The organism is uncultured Dysosmobacter sp. (assembly GCF_947631635.1).
Taxonomy (GTDB): domain Bacteria; phylum Bacillota; class Clostridia; order Oscillospirales; family Oscillospiraceae; genus Oscillibacter.
Genome location: NZ_CANRMB010000047.1, coordinates 1 through 17,070 on the forward strand (window position 1 = coordinate 1; position 17,070 = coordinate 17,070).

Consider the following 17,070-nt stretch of genomic DNA (forward strand, 5'->3'; position numbering starts at 1 on the left):
ATTTCTTCCATGCCTCTTTTGTCTGTTTCCTCATATCCCTTATTATATCATCAAATCTTTATTTTGGACACTCCCTTCTGTGCAGACGGGCAAAAGTCCGTCTGTTTTTTGCAGAAGGCACCGTCCCCCATTCTTCAGTAAAAAAGGGAACCAGCCAAGGGCGACACTCCGCAAGGAAGTGCCGCCCTTGTTCTATTTTGCTTTTTCTGACTGGAGTGATAGGGACGAAGCCCCTCTCGGCGCACTGCGCCGCCCGCTTTTAGTGTACCTGCGGCAACACAAAAGCTATGCTCGATACACTATCACGTCCCATCACCTCCCGTCTGTATATGTCATTCAGCTTGTCAGCCATCCCGTGACTGTTGAAATGCTGCAAAATGCCACGATATGAAGCCACGGTGCGTTCCATGGCTTCCCGGTCTATTTCTCCCATGTGGTAGGCCGCAAAGACGTATTGAAGGCGCTTTACCATCTTTCTGGCCGTCTTCCGCCTTATACCGGCCATTGATCTGCAAAGTCCGAGTGCCCACCTTTCCGCCGCTCATATTGCCTTCTGTCACCTTGAAAGTTGTGCTGCCCACTTCCGTGACAATGCCGATATGATCACCGCTGCCGGTGCAGTCCCCCACGCCGTTGTCATCCCAGTCATACACGCAGGCGTCACCGATACCGGGCCGGTATGCGTCATTCTCTACCCAGATATGTTTATTCTGGGCAATTTCAACATACTTTTCAACGCCACATTCCGTGCCGGTATAGTCCGCCATGCCCGCTTTGATGTAGGCGGCGGAAGTGGTTGTGGCGCAATGGGCGTCTTTCACCTGTACGGCATACCCACGGGCCAGCGGCTTATGGTTGTTATAGATCGCCAGGATTTCCAGGTGCTTTGCGTCACCACGGTTTGACCCCACCCATCCGTTGATAATGTCCGCCACTTTCTGGCGCAGTTCCTGTTCTGTCATGGTTGCTTTTCCTCCTTCCTGCTGGAATGTCAGTGCCTTTGCTGCTGCGTAGACGTTGCGGCGGCGGGTTGCGTATTTGCCCATCACGCCGTCCGCCAGGCCAGCCGTGTGCAGCGTGTCCAGGGTCACGGGCTTTTTGGCCGCCCCGGCCACCCTTGCGGAAGCGCCAGCGCCGCCCTGGTTTTCCAGGTCCGCAAAGTAGACCAGCGCCGCCGGGTCTTCAACGCCCAGTTTCAGCCCGTGGTCAACGTAGGCGGTCACGTCCTTTTCCGCCAGCGCATCCTGGGCCGCCTTGCCCGCCGCCGTGGTCAGAAGGGCGCTGATCGCCGCTTTTTCCTGGGCGTTCACCGTGCGGGTGTTCCAGTTCGTGGCCGTGGTGATCTCACGAAAAAGGGCCGCCCCCAAAATGGAAGCCGCCCCGCTTTCCTTTTCGCAGATCGTTTTCAGCAGGGACAGCGCCCTGCCGCCGTGCCACTGAACCTTCCCCACGCTCACCGCTCCGTTGTCATTGGCGTTCACGGAACCGTAGTTCCCTTCTTGGCCGAAAATGACGGTCTGGGCGGCTTTGACCACCTGGGTTTTCAGTTTTGTGTCCACGTTCATTCCTCCTTTTACTGTGAACTTATATTGCTAAAATCAGACAGGCTGCCGGGCGTGTCCGGCAGTTGCTGTTTGATCTTCAAAAGGTTTTCCGCCTTTGACTTCCAGCAGTAGAAGCCTATTGCAAAGACGGAAGCGGACCCCACAAAGGCCAGCAGGGTGGAAAGTTGGTAGAAGTCTTTCCAGATCACCACCCACACGCCCAGGACAAACGCTAGAAAGTAGGTCAGCAGCACGGAAAAGACAATCACCTTTGTGGCCTGCAACTTCCTTTCCGGGTGTTCCTGTGCCTCTTTCTTGCGCCGCCTGCGGGCTGCCGCCATGCCCTTTGAATTAAGGACCATAAGGGCTGCCAGGCAGGCCACAAAGCCGCCTACTACGAGACAGGGCGGCAGGCTGCCGCTCAGAGGTTTCTTTTCTGCGGATTGCTGGGGATAGCTGCCGTTCTCCCCGAACACGGTTCCTGCCCCCTTTCGGCGGCTATGGAACAAGTGTTTGCCAATACATTTTTCCATTTTAGATTAGATAGTATGGATTTAGGGACTGCCGCTCATTTCTTCCGTTATATGAAACGACTGGGGGAAGTACTGCCACAAGTGCGCCTCCATGGCGCAGCAGAAGAAGAAAGCCGCTAGTGAGCGGGAACGCCGCAGACGTGGACATTTGGAGGCTTGAAAGCCTTGCGGGACAGCGGATCGCGAAAGATAGTCAACAGGGAGACCGGCAGATTTGCCTGCCCACGAAAAAAGGAGGGTCAGGCTACACCTTCAGGTATCGGTCAAGGACTTCCTTGGCCGGTGTCCCATCCTTTGGCGCATACCCAAAAGTGTCACGCGCCCAAATCAATTCCCGTACTAATTGTCCACCATCTTTCTCATTCATCACATCATAGAGATAATTTACCTTGAATTTTCCAGACTGATCCACTGAAAAACTCATCTGCTCCCACGGTGCTTGTCCATGATCCGTAAAGCAATCGTAAATTTCCAGCAGAATATTGTTTAGCTGCGACCACTGAACCATGTAGCTGTTCTTAGGTATCTGATAAATTTTGGGCATATTGTTGGATTTAACAAATTCTCCGCTTGCCATATCACGAAAGTAGAACACAGAGGAATAACTCTGTTTTCCTTTTTCAATCTCGCCCAAATAGTGAAATTCGTCCCACTTCACCGGTATCATGGCAACGATATGTTTTGCCAGTTTGTTATACAATGCCGCTAACTGCTGCTCCATAAATTATTCTCCTTTGCAATTTAGTCAAAGCTGTTAGTAATAAAAAGTATAGCACAATTTTTTCTGCACCTCCACAACATCTAAAACATTCTGCTCCTACCAATTTTGGCAGGAGCGTTTTTCGTGGAAAGGAGCCTATATGACCAACACCCCAGCAAGCAAATCACCACCCCACCCGCCGCTCAGACTGCGTGACCGAGCAACGCTACGGCAATCATCCTCACCGCTTCCGGCTGGATTGACAAAGCCGCCAGCGAACGAGAGCGCCGCAAGCGTGGACATTTAGGGCTTTGAAAACCTTGCGGGACAAAGGATTGCGGAGGGGTATCAAAGGGGGCTGATAGATTGATTAAATCGGATAAAGACGCTGGAAACAATCCTCCAAGTGTGGTATGGTTATGATCAGATTTACTGCGGCGCAAGGAGATAGCTTTATGAAATATACATATTCTTTCAATGGAAAGTCGGTTTTCTTTTTTTGCAGCGATACGATGAAGGATACAGCGGAGTTCTTTTCGACTGTACTACAACACGAGGACACGATGTACGATGTTATTAAGAACAACCGTACCATCCAAATCGGATGGGGATCTTATAAAGTTCTTCAAGCAGATAGCGCGTATCAAATGTTGGCTTGTGACCTATTGAGCGACCCATTCCAGGCGGTGACAGATGACCTGTCTTTGAGTTTAGAAATATTCGCAAAGCAAAGAATCGTTTTGAGTGTTACAAAAGCCGCGCCAAAAGAAACATCATTTCAAGACACTTTAATTGTTCAGCGGGCAGCGGTTAAAGCCCCACGAGTATATTTGAAACGCGATGAGCCGGGAAATTCAAGTGACTCCGGCTGGTATATGGGCGCAATAGGTGTGAAAGCATCAAATGACCCAAGTGAGTATGCGCAGATATACACATATCAACTGCTTAAATTCTGCAAAGTGGCGCTTTCTGTAATGCAGCTTCCTATTGGCACAATTTGCGTTTTTGAAAACGGAAATCTTATAGAGATTGTAGACAAAAATAACAACAAGATATTCTGATTTTATCCATCTTCAGTCGCTCGAAATCAAACGTCATTAGACGTTTGAAAACCTTGCGGCGCAAAGGGTTGCGGCAGGGTCTCGATAGGAAGGCGCGAGAAGTACTGAAATCCCTTCCAGTGTGTATTACAATAGCTGCACAATCAACCGACGAAAACGAAAGGATATCTTAAATGGGGAAGATTTTTGAAGATGAATTGATGGAACTGCATTCTGAGTGCATAGCTCTATGTTTAGAAACTGTTCCAAATGCGAATAAAGTTTATGCGTATTGTTCCATTGAGAAAACAAGCAGTATGTTCAACGCATTTTTTGAAGTAAATGGAGAAATCAAAACTCTGGGAAAGTTATGCGTTGATCGAAACGCCACGATGCGATTTCTCGCAACCGGAACAGGCGATTTGGAGAAGTACGAGGAACTTGGTGAACGTTATGGTCAGCCAGTTCCCACAGAGATTAAACTGGTATATGATGTTCGCTCAAAAAGGTTGGACGCACAGTATAGGTACGATGAAGTGTGTGCAAGTGATAATGGTGTCTGTGCAGAGGACGTTTTTATGGATTGGTGTCGTAAAGTCCAAGACGGGAACTCGTGAGCAACTGTATTAGAACTTCCTCATATATTATGTTTTTTGCGTAAATCCTAAATATTTGCTTTTGCGCTCCTGCTAAAACTGGCAGGGGCGTTTTCATGGAAAGGAGTATCTATGACCAACACCCCCAGCAAGACCATCACCACCCCCGCCTGCCGCCCGGACTGCGTGACCGTACAACGCTGTGGCAACACCGTCCTTACCGTTTCCGGATGGTTCAGGCAGGATACCACCGACACCGCCGCCGACAAAATGGCGAAGGTCCTGGAAGCCGAGGCCACCGGCCGGGACATATCGCATGGTCTTCTCGACGGTCTGACATAAAAGGCACAAAATACTTCGACATCGAAAAGACTATGGAGTGCAAAAACATTATTTGCACCCCATAACTGTATCATGTGTACATCAACTCTGCATTTATGATTTCTGCGGCTCGTTTACGGATATTGTTCATGCGGCCTACCCATGTCATCTGATCTGCGCTCTTGAGGTCCTCTGTCCCTCCCTCCTGTCTTGCCATCTGATTGACCAGCCGAAGAATCACTTTCTCCGCCTGCTGGTCGATGTCGGCCAGGTATCTGTCCAGCTTGCCACTCAACTGCAAGCCAACATAAAGGCCTCTGTGATGTTCTCTGATGTGCCGCAAATGCCGCTGACCCCATACGCCAATAAGCTGTTTATCCTCAGCTGGCTCTGCAAAATCAGGCAGGAGGTAATCGCCCTGTTTGTGGTATGCTCAAAAGCCGACTTTCCCATGTTATAGTCCTCCGATATGTTGAATTATCCTTGCGATCCGATCACTCTCGGCTGACTTTACAAAAAATGTTGGAAGGAACTTCCTTACGAAGTTCCTTCCAACGGCTGGTCCCCTTTTGTATTCTTTGGGCGATTTCCTTAGTCGTACAGCTCCTCGTCTGCATAATCGTCGTATTCAGAGCTGAACCTCTTGCTCAGACGCTTCTTCATCCCGCAGCAACCCACGCTCAGATCGTGCCAGCCGCCGATCAGCAGGCAGACAAAGGCAGCGAACGCCAGGCTTGCGCCGATGATCTTCATGACCATGCTTGCAGTTTTGCTCATCGTTAGATCCCCCTATTCGGATATTTTCGCAGTCTATGGAGATATGATACACCGTCTCCAACGATTTTACAACAGTTTTTCATCTGGAAAGACATCCGTCGCCGCAAATAGGTCCGGCCTCTATTACCGCTGTGCCGCGTAGGGGGCAAATTCCAACCGGTCCAGCCCGGTCGTTTCCAGAATCCCAGGCGCCGTCTGGTTTTTAACGCTGTACTTGATCTGAAACACATTCCGCACCGGATCATAGGTCACAGCGGTGGAATTGACGCCCCAGTTATCGTGGCCGGGCAGGCCCTTCAGGTCCATGCGTCCTACCCAAATGCCATCCTGCCGGCGCTGGTAGACCTGCACGAACGCGTGGCCGTCCCCGCCTGTCACAGCGTTGTTCACCAGCTCGTTTCCGCCGTTTCCGTCCAGGTCCACGGAATAATCGTGGACGGTCCCTCCGGCGCCATAGGTCTCGGCGATCTGGACCGCCCCGCTTTCCTCCAACGCATAGTAGCTGTTGGTGTCAAACGCACCGTCCAGCCACTCCGTATGTAACATGAAGCCATTACTGGACAGGATATCCGTAAACGGCTGGGCGCTGACATCTCCGGCCTTGGAAAAATCCTGCCCCGCCGTCAGGGTCCGGACCACCGTCTCCGTTTCGTTTTGGTATAAAACCAAGTCCACCGTTCCCTCTGCTGTTCCATCCCGCAGGGATACCTGGGCATCCTGCACCTCTTCCGTCCAATAAATCTTTGTCTGTCCGCATCCGGTCAGTATCAGCAGTGAACACATACAGAGCAGCCATCTCCGGCCCATGTGAGCACCTCCCTGGAATGATGCTCCATTCTATCACGCCCCACATGGGGAAGGAGGCGGGATTTTGTATGGCTTCATTTTATATACGTTTCTTCCGCTTCACGCTCTCGCGGCACTGCCGCTCTGTTTTTTCTCCACCGCGCAAATTCCCGTTGGCTCTCTTCATCGGTCATCCAGTCCACCATTGCCATCATCTTGGTCATAGGCGCCAAAAACGTCCCATGCATGGCACAACGACGGACCATCTCCTCCCGCAAATAAGAAAGTTCCTCCGCCGTTTGCACTGTCGGCAACTGCGTTTCCAGTTCCCGCATATCCACATTTAATATCTCAGCGGCCTTTATAAAATCCTTCTGCATGGTCATCGCAAAGTTTTCATGGGTGCGCTTATAGTAGACCCAGGCAAAAAAATTCCTTGGATTGGTCGTATCCGGCGATTCCGCATGGCACTGCGGGCAGAGCAGAAACATATTGGAAGGCAGATTCTCTCCGCCCTTGGAGCTTGCCAGGATGTGCGCCCTTTGCAGCAATCCATCGCTGTTCCAAAGAGCGCTGAGTTTTCTATGCTCCCCCTGCGCATAAGGCGGTATTTGGCACGCCCAGCAGAATATCTCATCCGGAGCCCCCGTGACTTGGACCTCATCATCTTCCGGGGTACAGTCACAGAGGCGCTTCACCTGGAATGATCTCGTAATGGCCTTGTCCCTCCAATATTCATAAATCTTATATTTAGGAACAGCCATATGATCTCCTTTCCAGCAGCACCACCGTCTCCACATGCCGGGTGCCCGGGAACATATCCACCGCGCAGGCCCGGACGGCCTGATAGCCAAAGCCGGAGAAAATTTTTACATCCCGGCCCAGGGTGGCGGGGTCACAGGAGACGTACACCACCCGCTCCGGCGTCATGCCCGCCACGGAGGCGATGACCTCCGGGGCCAAGCCCTTCCGGGGCGGGTCCACGGTGATGACGTCCGGCCGCAGTCCCTCGGCCTCCAGCTTTGCCGCCACATCCGCGGCGTCGCCGCAGAAAAATTCCACATTGTCTACGCTGTTGCGGGCCGCGTTTTCTTTGGCATCCTCGATGGCGGGCGGCACGATCTCCGCGCCGATGGCCCGTCCGGCCCGCTTTGCAAGGCAAAGCGTGATGGTGCCGGTGCCGCAGTACAGGTCCAGGACCGTCTCCCTGCCCGACAGAGCGGCGAATTCCAGGGCCTTGCCGTACAGCACCTCCGCCTGGTCCCGGTTCACCTGATAAAAGGACGGCACAGACAGCTTGAAGGTCAGGCCGCAGAGGGTATCCATCAGGAAATCCTGCCCCCAGAGGGTGCGGTACTGGTCCCCCAGAATGACATTGCCCTTTCGGGTATTGGTGTTCAGCACCACGCCAACGGTCTTGGGCGCGGCGGCCAGGACCAGGGCCGCCAGCTCCGGTTCCCGGGGGACCTGCCTGCCGTTGGCCACCACACAGCAGAGGCTTTCGCCCCTCTGATTGACCCGGACGTAGATGTGGCGGATCAGGCCCTTGCCGGTGGTCTCGTCGTAGGCGGAGATTTTATAGCGTTTCATCCAGTCTCCCACGGCCTTTGCCGTTTTGTCGGAGGTCTCCGACTGGATGAGGCAGCGGGCAATGGGCACCACCCGGTGGCTCCGGGCCTGGAAAAAGCCGATGGAGCCGTCGGCTCCCACGGGGTACTGGCTCTTGTTGCGGTAATGGGTGGGGGCCTTCGCGCCGAGGATCTCCTCCACCTGCAAATCCGTGCCGCCCAGGCGGGTCAGAGCGTCCTGCACCCGCCGGCGCTTGGCCCACAGCTCCTCGGTATAGGTCATGTGCTGGAAATCACAGCCGCCGCACCTGCCGAAATAGGGGCACTCCGGCTTGGCCCGCTCCGGAGAGGGCTTGTGGATCTTTACGATCTCCCCCGCCGCGCAGGTTTTCATGACCTTGGTGATCTTCAAGTCAATGGTCTCACCCCGGACGGCTTGGGGGACAAACACCACGGCGCCGTCCAGTTTGACGATGCCGAGGCCTTCGCTGGAGTAGCCCTCCACCGTGCCGGTGCAGATCTGGTTTTGACGTAATTTTTCCATGGGGACCTCTTTGGTTCATATAGATTCTTGCTGGGGTGGGATGCCGCCTGGGGGCGGGGGTTTTGCCCGGCCACGGGCCGGGGACGGGGGAGTGTGCCGCTTTGCGGCACGGGAATGAACCCCCATTTTCTTTTCGGTCGCGCCGAAAAGAAAACGGCCGTTCACGGTCAAAAGAAAAGGCGCTTTTTGTGTCCACAGTTGGCCCATCGGACCAACTGTGGACGGACGAGAGTCGGTGGTTAGACGTGCCACCAAGTCCGGAAATCTTCTGCCGGGTGCGCTGGACCGAGTACGAAGGCAGGAGTGCGTGCCCGCATTTGGGGGCTTGGGGGCAAATTCAGGGTGGTCGACGAAAGGCTTTCAGCAACAAGCCCCGTGTGTTCCGCTTCGCTACACACTACCCGGGCAGTTAAATTGTCCTCTAACGGGTGCGCCGGACTGGGTACGGGTTTAGAACTGCGCCGCCGCATTTGGGGGCTTGGGCGCAAATCTGGGGCGGTCGACGAAAGGCTTTCGGCAACAAGCCCCATGTGTTCCGCTTCGCTGCACACTGCCTGGGCGGTTAAATTGGCCTCTGGTGGGGGCGCCGGACTGGGCATGCGTTTAAAACGGTGCCACCGTATTTGAAAACCTGGGTGTAAATTTGGAGCGGTCGGTGACAGGCTTTCATCCTAGCCCTGCCGCCTGGCTCTGTACTGTGAAACGAGCCATCCCAAGCACACTACCGCAACTGTCCCGGCAGCGCTAAGCGAAGCAGGGGGACGATCCCGACCGCCGCCAGTGGCGGAGGAAGGGAGGGCGAGGAGTGGCAGCAACAGGGAGTTCAGGGTGGGCGATTCATCGCACACGCTGCACGACCATGTTGCAACAGGAGCGCGGAAGGAGGAACCAGTGGAACACTGGTGACGGAAATACTGAGAGGCCCACAGGCCGAGACAGTAAAAGAGAAGCTGGTCCTTTCAGTCTTTGCCCGACCTCGCAATTCCGATTCGCGTGGCTAAAAACTGAAAGATTTAGCAAGATTAGGCCCGCGCCCAACGCTGAATTTAACACTGACCACCAACGGTCTCTTTCTGGGACCCCATGTCTTGTCCACAGTTGGCCCGTTAGGGCCAACTGTGGACACCAAAGCGCCTTTTCTTTTGACCGTGAACGGCCGTTTTCTTTTCGGCGCAACCGAAAAGAAAATGGGGGTTCATTCCCGTGCCGCAAAGCGGCACACTCCCCCGTTCCCGCCCCGTGGGCGGAAACCTTCCGTCCCGCGCCCGCGGCGCGAAATCCCCGTCCCGCCCGCAGGCGGAACAACGCTCTCACCGCTGGTCGGAACGCCCCAGCAGATAATCCGTGGTCACATCAAAGTAATCCGCCAGGGCGACCAGTCCCTCATAGTCCGGGCGGCGCTCGCCCCCCTCATAATTCTGATAGGAGCGGAGCTTGATTTGCAAAACATCAGCCATCTCCCGCTGTTTCATGCCCTTTTCTTGGCGCAATTCCCGCACTCTCTCCGAAAACTTTATCATAAAATCTCCCAAGCCTCTTGACAAACACCCATTTTGAGCGTATTATAAATATGTACATTTCGGGTGTAAGGAGGTATTCTTATGACAGAACTCATGTCTCTCTTATACGACTACGCGCTGGAGACCAGTTTCTCCTCCAACCTGTACACGGCAAAATACCGTATGCAGAAAATCCAGGCCGTACAGTTGGAGCACAGCCTCCGCCGCGCGCTTCCGCCGGATGTCCTGCCGCTGCTGAATGACTACATCTCCGCGCTGGACGAGCTGCAGCACCTGGAGCTGGAGGCCATGTTTCAGGCCGCCTTCTCCATGGCGCAGGACCTGGGATAGCTCACGCCTCCCACTTCTCCAGCAGCTGCCGCAGCTGCTCCGCAAACCGGGCCAGGGACTTGTTGTCCCGTCCCTTGCTGCGCCTGATGGACTCCATGAGCATATTGCCCACGGCCACCAGCCGCTCGTAGGCGGAGCTGGTCTTGGCGCCGCTGACCGCTTTCGCCTTCCGCTCCGGCAGATAGCCGGCAGCCAGCTGCCTGTTGGCCGCCAGGTCATAGACCTCCGTGTACTGGGCCGCATGGGCCTCAAAGCCCATGTTGTTCAGCGTCTGGGCGAAGAAGGGCGCCACCTCCCGGTCGCCGTGGACCACGAACACATGCTGGGGCTTCGGGTTCTGGAAGCCGGCGATCCAGCTGAGCAGGTGATCCCGGTCCGCGTGGGAGGAGAGGCCCTTGAAATTCACGATCTTGGCGTGGACGGCGATCTCCTCGCCGAAGAGCTTGACGCTCTCGGTGCCCTCCAAAAGGCTGCGGCCCAGGGTGCCCTCGCCCTGATAGCCCACAAACACCACGGTGCACTCCGGCCGCCAGAGGTTGTGCTTCAGGTGATGGCGGATACGGCCCGCGTCGCACATGCCGGAGGCGGAGATGATGACCTTGGGCGTCCGGTCCTCATTCAGCAGCTTGGACTCCTCGCTGGTCTCCGTCATCCGCAGGTTGGTGAAGTTGAACATGTGGGTGCCGTCCTTCACCAGCTGCATGGCGTCGTCATCCAGATAGCCCCGGAGGTCGCCGGTGAAGATGGTGGTGGCCCGCTTGGCAAGCGGCGAGTCGATGTACACCGGGAAATCCGGGTTGGACTTCACCAGACGGGCGTCCTTGATCTCCCGGATGAAGTACAAAAGCTCCTGGGTGCGGCCCACGGCGAAGGAGGGGATGATGACATTGCCGCCCTTGGCCATGGTCTCGTCAATGATCTTGGCCAGGTCGTCGGTATAGCTCCAGACCTCGGTGTGGTTCCGGTCGCCATAGGTGGACTCCATCACCACGTAGTCCGCGCCCCGGAAATGGACGGGGTCCCGGATGATGGGCTGCTTCACGTTGCCCAGGTCGCCGGAGAAGACGATGCGCTTTTTCACATCCCCCTCCGTCAGCTCCATGGCGATGCAGGCGGAGCCCAGCAGATGGCCCGCGTCCACGAACTCCACCTCCACGCCCTCGCACAGGGCCACGGTCTCGCCGTATTCGCAGGTGGTCATGAACTCCCGCACCCGCTGGGCGTCCTCGATGGTGTACAGCGGCTCCACACGGGGCGCGCCGGAGCGCTCGGCCTTGCGGTTTTTCCACTCCGCGTCGGACTCCTGGATGTGGGCGGAGTCCAGCAGCATGATATCCAGCAGCTCCGCCGTCAGGCGGGTGGTGAGGATGCGGCCCTGAAAGCCCTGCTTGATGAGCATGGGGATGCGGCCGGAGTGGTCGATATGGGCGTGGGTCACCAGCACATAGTCGATGGTGTTGGCGGCAAAGGGAAATTCGGCGTTGGAGACCTCATCCCGTCCCTGCTGCAATCCGCAGTCCACCAGGATGCGCTTGCCGTTCACTTCCAGACAGTGACAGCTGCCGGTCACACATTGGTCGGCGCCAAAAAAGCTGAGCTTCATAGGGGTCCTCCTTGTCTATATTTGTTCTATTGTGATTGTATCATATCCCCGCCGAAAGCACAATCGACGTTTTCAGGGAAATGTCTGTTTTTCCCTCCTGTTTCCCTTTTGTAACCGCTGTGTTCTTGCTTTCCGCGGCAAATTCCTTTATTCTGATAGCAAAGAGAGGTGAGCATCATGGCCCCGAGACCCCTGCTGATCCCGTCCCTGCTGGACGACTGGTTTCCCCTGCTGCAATACGCCTTTGCCTCCGACGCCTGGGAGCCGGTGCTCCTGACGGAGACCCAGGGCCTGGCGGACCTGGGCCTGCGGCATTTCCACAACGAGATGTGCTATCCCGCCATCCTGGTGGCGGGGCAGATCCTGGCGGCGCTGTCCTCCGGGAAATACGACGTGGCCCGCTGCGGCGTCCTCATGGGGCAGGCCGGAGACGAGTGCCGGGGCTCCTGCGGCATCCGGATGATGCGCAAGGCCCTGGACCGGGCCGGATTCCCCCAGGTTCCCCTGCTGTCCCTGAACGTGCGGGGCATCGACCGGGACGCCGGCCTCCCCATCCGCCCCGCCATGGTCTGGCAGGGGCTGGCGGGCGCCGTGTGGGGGGACACCCTGGCGATCCTGCGGGACCAGACCCGGCCGCGGGAGGCGGTGCCCGGCACGGCGGAGGCGCTCTGGCGCCGGTGGATGGCCGAGCTGGGCGGCGATATCCGGGCGGGACGGGGCCTGTCCCGGTCCGCCATCCTGGCCCGGTGCCGGGAGATGGCGGCGTCCTTCCGGGCGGTGGAGCAGACGGCGCGGCCCGTGCAGAAGGTCGCCGTCGTGGGGGAGATCTACACCAAGTACTGTCATCTGGGCAACTGGGACCTGGAGGCCTATCTGGCGGCGGAGCACTGCGAGATCGGCGTGGGCGGCATCACCTGGTACGCCCTCTATTATATGGACACCCACGCGCTGAAGGGCTCCGCCGTCCAGCGGGCCTTTTACCGGGCGGTCCAGCGGTACGCCGCAGGCGTGCAGCGGGACATGCTGGGCATCCTCCGCGGCGCGGGCTTTGTGACCCTGCCGCCCTTTGCCGAGCTGAAACGGCAGGCGGAGGGCTATGCCCCGCTGCATGTCACCGTGGCGGACGGCTGGCTCATCACCGCCGAGGCCGCGGCCTGGGCCAGGCTGGGCTATCGAAAGATCCTGTGTGTCCAGCCCTTCGCCTGTCTGCCGGGGCACATCTTCGGCAAGGGACAGTACGCCGCCCTCCAGCGGAAGCTGCCCCACGCGCGCCTGGTCAGTGTGGACTACGATGCCAGCACCGGCGAGGGCACCGTCCAGAGCCGGGTGCGGATGCTGCTGGACGAACGGCTGGACGAGGTTGCGCCATGACCGCGCCCCGCACACTGCTGATCCCCGCCCTGCTTGACGCCCACTGGCCCCTGCTCCGCTGGGCCTTTGAGTCGGAGCAATGGCACGCTGTGGTGCTGGACAGCGGCGAGGAGGCTGAGGAGCTGGGGCTTCGCCGCCTGCACAACGACCTGTGCTATCCCTTCATCCTCATCTCCGGGCAGGTCCTGGCCGCCCTGCGGTCCGGACGGTATGACCCGGACCGCACCGGGGTGCTGATCTCCCAGGCGGGGGATGCCTGCCGGGGCTCCTGCCTCATCCGGCTACTGCGGCCGGTGCTGGACCGCGAGGGTTTCTCCCAGGTGCCGCTGCTCAGCCTGAACGTGCGGGGCATCGAACGGAACGCCGCCCTGCCTGTCACGGTCTCCATGGCCCGCCGGGCCGCGGCCGCGGTCTTTTGGGGGGATACCCTGATGCTGCTGCGAAACCAGGTGCGGCCCTACGAGCTTCATCCTGGAGAGACAGACGCTCTCTGGCGGCGCTGGATGGACACGCTCTCCGGCGATCTGCGCGGGGACCGGGGGCTGTCCTCCCGGGCGCTCCTCCGCCGGTGCCGGGAGATCGCCGCCGGCTTCCGCGCCGTCCCCACAGCGGTGCGGAGGGTGCAGAAGGTCGCCGTCGTGGGGGACATCTACACCAAATACTGCCGTCTGGGCAACTGGGACCTGGAGGATTATCTGGCGGAACACGGCTGTGAAATGGCCGTAGGCGGCCTCAGCTGGTACGCCCTCTACTATATGGACACCCATCTGGACACAGATTCCCGCCTGTTCCGTCTGGGCGGCAGGGCGGTGATGGACTGGTTCGCCGCCGTGCAGGCGCAGGTGGTCAGCGTTCTCCGGGAGGCCGGTTTTACAGTTCCGCCGCCCTATGGGGAGATGAAGTCCCAGGCGGAGGGCCTTACCCCTGTCTCCTGCGCCGTGGGCAGCGGCTGGCTGCTGACGGCGGAGACCGCCGCCTGGGTCCGGGCCGGATATCGCAAGGTGCTGGGCGTTCTCCCCTTCGGGTGCCTGCCGGGACACATCTATGGCCGGGGGCAGTTTGCCCTGCTCCAGCGCAGTCTGCCCGGCAGCCTTATCACCGGCGTGGAGTATGACGCCGCCCTTCGGGACGGCACGGTGCGGACCCGCATCCAAATGCTGCTGGATACCCGGCTCTAGCGGTTTCCTGCAAAAGCGCGTTGGACAGGGAGCGGTTTTCATCAAAAACCGCTCCCTGTTTGTGAACTTTTTTCGCTCCCTCCCTTTTTTCTTTGCATTCCGCAGTCATTCGTGGTATGCTATTCTTGCTTTTTTATGAGTTCTTTTATTTTAATATTTTATTTTAATAAAAGTATGTATTTTCTTCCCCTTCTTAATAAAGAGGACCGGAATCGGAAAGGATGTTTTCACAAACTATGGGTCTGATGAAAAAACTGTTTGGCGATTACAGCTCCCGGGAGCTGAAGGCCATCTATCCCATCGTGGACAAGATCGAGGCCATGGCCGATGAATACAAGGCCATGACGGACGCCCAGCTCCAGGCCAAGACGGCGGAGTTCAAGGAGCGCCTTGCGGGCGGCGAGACGCTGGACGATATCCTGCCGGAGGCCTTCGCCACCGTCCGGGAGGCCGCTGACCGCGTGCTGGGCATGCGCCCCTACCGGGTGCAGCTGGTGGGCGGCATCGTGCTGCACCAGGGCCGCATCGCCGAGATGAAGACCGGCGAAGGCAAGACCCTGGTGGCCACCCTCCCCGCCTACCTCAACGCCCTGACGGGCCGGGGCGTCCATATCGTCACCGTCAACGACTACCTGGCCAAGCGCGACTCCGAGTGGATGGGCAAGGTCCACCGCTTCCTGGGTCTGAAGGTGGGCCTGATCGTCCACGGCCTCAACGCCCAGCAGCGGCAGGCCGCCTACGCCGCCGATATCACCTACGGCACCAACAACGAGATGGGCTTCGACTATCTCCGGGACAATATGTGCATCTACTCCTCCGAGCTGGTGCAGCGAGGCCACGCCTTCGCCATCGTGGACGAGGTGGACTCCATCCTGATCGACGAGGCCCGGACGCCCCTCATCATCTCCGGCCAGGGCGAAAAGTCCACCCAGCTGTACGACATGGCGGAGATGTTCGTCTCCCGCCTGAAAAAGCAGGTGGTCGTGGAGATGGACAACAAGGAGGAAGAGGCCAGCGATATCGACGCGGACTATGTGGTGGACGAGAAGGCAAAGACCGCCACCCTCACCGCCCGGGGCATCGCCAAGGCCGAGGAGTTCTTCCATGTGGAGAACCTGTCCGATCCCTCCAACGCCACGTTGAACCACCACATCAACCAGGCCATCAAGGCCCACGGCACCATGAAGCGGGACATCGACTACGTGGTGAAGGACGGCGAGGTCATCATCGTGGACGAGTTCACCGGACGCCTCATGTTCGGCCGCCGGTACTCCAACGGCCTGCACCAGGCCATCGAGGCCAAGGAGCACGTCAACGTCAACAGCGAGAACAAGACCCTGGCCACCATCACCTTCCAGAACTACTTCCGCCTGTACGACAAGCTGTCCGGCATGACCGGCACCGCCATGACGGAGCAGGAGGAGTTCGGCACCATCTACAACCTGGATATCGTGGAGATCCCCACCAACCGCCCCAACCAGCGCAGCGACCACCACGACGTGGTGTACAAGACCGAGGCGGGCAAGTTCCGGGCCGTCATCCAGCAGATCAAGGAGTGCCATGCCAAGGGGCAGCCTGTCCTGGTGGGCACGGTCTCCATTGAAAAGAACGAGCTTTTGAGCAAGCTGCTGGTCCGGGAGGGCATCCAGCATAACCTGCTGAACGCCAAGAACCACGAGAAGGAAGCCGAGATCGTGGCCCAGGCGGGCAAGTTCGGTGCCGTCACCGTGGCCACCAACATGGCGGGCCGCGGCACCGATATCATGCTGGGCGGCAACGCCGAATACCTGGCAAAGGCCGACCTGGTGAAGGCCGGATACTCCGAGGAAGTGATTGTGGACGCCACCGGCTACGCCGACACCGACAATCAGGAGATCCTGGACGCCCGGAAGCTGTTCGCCGAGAAGATGGCCCAGCACAAGGCGGAGATCGCCCAGGAGGCGGAGAAGGTCCGGGCGGCGGGCGGCCTCTTCATCATTGGCACCGAGCGCCATGAGTCCCGCCGCATCGACAACCAGCTCCGCGGCCGTGCCGGCCGTCAGGGCGACCCCGGCGAGACCCGGTTCTATATCTCCCTGGAGGATGACCTGATGCGCCTCTTCGGCGGCGACCGCATCACCAACATGATGGAGCGGTTCGATCTGGACGAGGACACGCCCATCGAGAATAAGATGCTGACAAAGGCCATCGAAAACGCCCAGACCACCGTGGAGTCCCGGAACTTCCAGTCCCGTAAATCCGTGCTGGAATACGACGACGTGATGAACAAGCAGCGGGAGATCATCTACGCCCAGCGCCGCCAGGTGCTGGACGGCATGGATATCAAGGAGACCGTGCTGAACATGATGCACACCTCCATCGCCAACCACGTCTCCCTGGCCTTTGGTGAAAACCAGTCGCTGGACGCCGCCGGCTACCGGGAGATGATGCGGGGCCTGGAGGGCACCTACTTCCTGCCCAGCGCCGTCTGCATCCCCGCCGGTGAGATCCCCTCCAAGAGCCAGGAGGAGCTGACGGACCTGTTCATCGAGGCCGCTGAAAAGACCTACGAGGCCAAGGAGGCGGAGATCACCGCCCCCATCATGCGGGAGCTGGAGCGGGTCATCATGCTCCGGGTGGTGGACGAGTATTGGATGGACCACATCGACGCCATGGATGA

Annotated in this window: 16 protein-coding genes and 1 pseudogene; 7 read left to right on the top strand and 10 right to left on the bottom strand. The window is 57.9% G+C overall.

Features of this window, described 5'->3' with window-relative positions:
• Window positions 1-344 precede the first annotated feature (344 nt).
• The 3 genes from Q0Z71_RS16525 to Q0Z71_RS16535 all read right to left on the bottom strand — a co-directional run bounded on the left by Q0Z71_RS16525 (window position 345) and on the right by Q0Z71_RS16535 (window position 2,798).
• Entirely contained in the window at window positions 345-1,559 is a 1,215-nt protein-coding gene (locus Q0Z71_RS16525; protein ID WP_298025118.1) for a CHAP domain-containing protein, read from the bottom strand.
• 14 nt (window positions 1,560-1,573) lie between these two features.
• Window positions 1,574-2,020 carry a hypothetical protein gene (locus tag Q0Z71_RS16530; protein ID WP_298025121.1) on the bottom strand — a complete coding sequence of 149 codons (447 nt, stop codon included), beginning with the start codon at window positions 2,018-2,020 and terminating at the stop codon, window positions 1,574-1,576.
• A 301-nt stretch (window positions 2,021-2,321) separates the two neighbouring features.
• Window positions 2,322-2,798: an immunity protein YezG family protein gene (locus tag Q0Z71_RS16535; protein WP_298025123.1), complete on the bottom strand. Its 477-nt coding sequence runs from the start codon at window positions 2,796-2,798 to the stop codon at window positions 2,322-2,324.
• A 434-nt stretch (window positions 2,799-3,232) separates the two neighbouring features.
• On the opposite strand from Q0Z71_RS16535, the gene Q0Z71_RS16540 reads away from it, so the two are divergent.
• The 3 genes from Q0Z71_RS16540 (at window position 3,233) to Q0Z71_RS16550 (ending at window position 4,755) form a co-directional block, all read left to right on the top strand.
• Window positions 3,233-3,838, top strand: coding sequence for a hypothetical protein (locus Q0Z71_RS16540; RefSeq protein ID WP_298025125.1), 606 nt, complete (start codon window positions 3,233-3,235; stop codon window positions 3,836-3,838).
• Between the two features lie 173 nt (window positions 3,839-4,011).
• On the top strand, window positions 4,012-4,434 hold the full coding sequence (locus tag Q0Z71_RS16545; RefSeq protein WP_298025128.1) for a hypothetical protein: 423 nt from the start codon (window positions 4,012-4,014) through the stop codon (window positions 4,432-4,434).
• Between the two features lie 111 nt (window positions 4,435-4,545).
• A complete protein-coding gene (locus Q0Z71_RS16550) occupies window positions 4,546-4,755 on the top strand; it encodes a transposon-encoded TnpW family protein (RefSeq protein WP_298025130.1) in 210 nt (69 codons plus the stop codon).
• A 70-nt stretch (window positions 4,756-4,825) separates the two neighbouring features.
• Here Q0Z71_RS16550 and Q0Z71_RS16555 read toward each other — a convergent pair.
• The 6 genes and pseudogenes from Q0Z71_RS16555 to Q0Z71_RS16580 all read right to left on the bottom strand — a co-directional run.
• Window positions 4,826-5,152, bottom strand: a pseudogene (locus Q0Z71_RS16555) (TnpV protein); the annotation flags it as partial.
• 173 nt (window positions 5,153-5,325) lie between these two features.
• A complete protein-coding gene (locus Q0Z71_RS16560) occupies window positions 5,326-5,511 on the bottom strand; it encodes a hypothetical protein (RefSeq protein ID WP_298025132.1) in 186 nt (61 codons plus the stop codon).
• Window positions 5,512-5,634: 123 nt separating this feature from the next.
• The gene (locus Q0Z71_RS16565) at window positions 5,635-6,318 is read right to left on the bottom strand and encodes a hypothetical protein (protein WP_298025134.1); all 684 of its coding nucleotides are present in this window, start codon (window positions 6,316-6,318) and stop codon (window positions 5,635-5,637) included.
• 74 nt (window positions 6,319-6,392) lie between these two features.
• The gene (locus Q0Z71_RS16570) at window positions 6,393-7,061 is read right to left on the bottom strand and encodes an HNH endonuclease signature motif containing protein (protein ID WP_298025136.1); all 669 of its coding nucleotides are present in this window, start codon (window positions 7,059-7,061) and stop codon (window positions 6,393-6,395) included.
• Entirely contained in the window at window positions 7,048-8,409 is a 1,362-nt protein-coding gene (gene rlmD / locus Q0Z71_RS16575) for a 23S rRNA (uracil(1939)-C(5))-methyltransferase RlmD (RefSeq protein ID WP_298025138.1), read from the bottom strand. Before rlmD ends, Q0Z71_RS16570 begins: the two co-directional genes overlap by 14 nt.
• 1,310 nt (window positions 8,410-9,719) lie before the next feature.
• On the bottom strand, window positions 9,720-9,929 hold the full coding sequence (locus tag Q0Z71_RS16580) for a helix-turn-helix domain-containing protein (RefSeq protein ID WP_298025140.1): 210 nt from the start codon (window positions 9,927-9,929) through the stop codon (window positions 9,720-9,722).
• A gap of 81 nt (window positions 9,930-10,010) precedes the next feature.
• Here Q0Z71_RS16580 and Q0Z71_RS16585 point away from each other — a divergent pair, with 81 nt between their 5' ends.
• On the top strand, window positions 10,011-10,259 hold the full coding sequence (locus Q0Z71_RS16585) for a hypothetical protein (RefSeq protein WP_298025142.1): 249 nt from the start codon (window positions 10,011-10,013) through the stop codon (window positions 10,257-10,259).
• A gap of 1 nt (window position 10,260) precedes the next feature.
• Here Q0Z71_RS16585 and Q0Z71_RS16590 read toward each other — a convergent pair whose 3' ends face one another.
• Entirely contained in the window at window positions 10,261-11,862 is a 1,602-nt protein-coding gene (locus tag Q0Z71_RS16590) for an MBL fold metallo-hydrolase RNA specificity domain-containing protein (protein WP_298025144.1), read from the bottom strand.
• Window positions 11,863-12,039: 177 nt separating this feature from the next.
• On the opposite strand from Q0Z71_RS16590, the gene Q0Z71_RS16595 reads away from it, so the two are divergent.
• The 3 genes from Q0Z71_RS16595 to secA all read left to right on the top strand — a co-directional run.
• The gene (locus Q0Z71_RS16595; protein ID WP_298025146.1) at window positions 12,040-13,233 is read left to right on the top strand and encodes a 2-hydroxyacyl-CoA dehydratase; all 1,194 of its coding nucleotides are present in this window, start codon (window positions 12,040-12,042) and stop codon (window positions 13,231-13,233) included.
• Window positions 13,230-14,411 (top strand): hypothetical protein, encoded by a 1,182-nt coding sequence (locus Q0Z71_RS16600; protein WP_298025150.1) that lies wholly within the window; start codon window positions 13,230-13,232, stop codon window positions 14,409-14,411. The genes Q0Z71_RS16595 and Q0Z71_RS16600 overlap by 4 nt, the downstream gene beginning before the upstream one ends.
• Window positions 14,412-14,647: 236 nt before the next feature.
• Window positions 14,648-17,070: preprotein translocase subunit SecA (secA, locus tag Q0Z71_RS16605; protein WP_298025153.1), on the top strand; the 2,423-nt coding region annotated here is incomplete at its 3' end.

What these genes read in the sequence shown, in the direction of transcription:
- Q0Z71_RS16545 (WP_298025128.1), top strand. Translation starts at nt 4,012, where the DNA reads ATGGGGAAGATTTTTGAAGATGAATTGATGGAACTGCATTCTGAGTGC.
- Q0Z71_RS16590 (WP_298025144.1), bottom strand. Translation starts at nt 11,862, where the DNA reads ATGAAGCTCAGCTTTTTTGGCGCCGACCAATGTGTGACCGGCAGCTGT.
- Q0Z71_RS16540 (WP_298025125.1), top strand. Translation starts at nt 3,233, where the DNA reads ATGAAATATACATATTCTTTCAATGGAAAGTCGGTTTTCTTTTTTTGC.
- rlmD (WP_298025138.1), bottom strand. Translation starts at nt 8,409, where the DNA reads ATGGAAAAATTACGTCAAAACCAGATCTGCACCGGCACGGTGGAGGGC.
- Q0Z71_RS16570 (WP_298025136.1), bottom strand. Translation starts at nt 7,061, where the DNA reads ATGGCTGTTCCTAAATATAAGATTTATGAATATTGGAGGGACAAGGCC.
- Q0Z71_RS16565 (WP_298025134.1), bottom strand. Translation starts at nt 6,318, where the DNA reads ATGGGCCGGAGATGGCTGCTCTGTATGTGTTCACTGCTGATACTGACC.
- Q0Z71_RS16580 (WP_298025140.1), bottom strand. Translation starts at nt 9,929, where the DNA reads ATGATAAAGTTTTCGGAGAGAGTGCGGGAATTGCGCCAAGAAAAGGGC.
- Q0Z71_RS16550 (WP_298025130.1), top strand. Translation starts at nt 4,546, where the DNA reads ATGACCAACACCCCCAGCAAGACCATCACCACCCCCGCCTGCCGCCCG.
- Q0Z71_RS16535 (WP_298025123.1), bottom strand. Translation starts at nt 2,798, where the DNA reads ATGGAGCAGCAGTTAGCGGCATTGTATAACAAACTGGCAAAACATATC.
- Q0Z71_RS16595 (WP_298025146.1), top strand. Translation starts at nt 12,040, where the DNA reads ATGGCCCCGAGACCCCTGCTGATCCCGTCCCTGCTGGACGACTGGTTT.
- Q0Z71_RS16585 (WP_298025142.1), top strand. Translation starts at nt 10,011, where the DNA reads ATGACAGAACTCATGTCTCTCTTATACGACTACGCGCTGGAGACCAGT.
- Q0Z71_RS16560 (WP_298025132.1), bottom strand. Translation starts at nt 5,511, where the DNA reads ATGAGCAAAACTGCAAGCATGGTCATGAAGATCATCGGCGCAAGCCTG.
- Q0Z71_RS16600 (WP_298025150.1), top strand. Translation starts at nt 13,230, where the DNA reads ATGACCGCGCCCCGCACACTGCTGATCCCCGCCCTGCTTGACGCCCAC.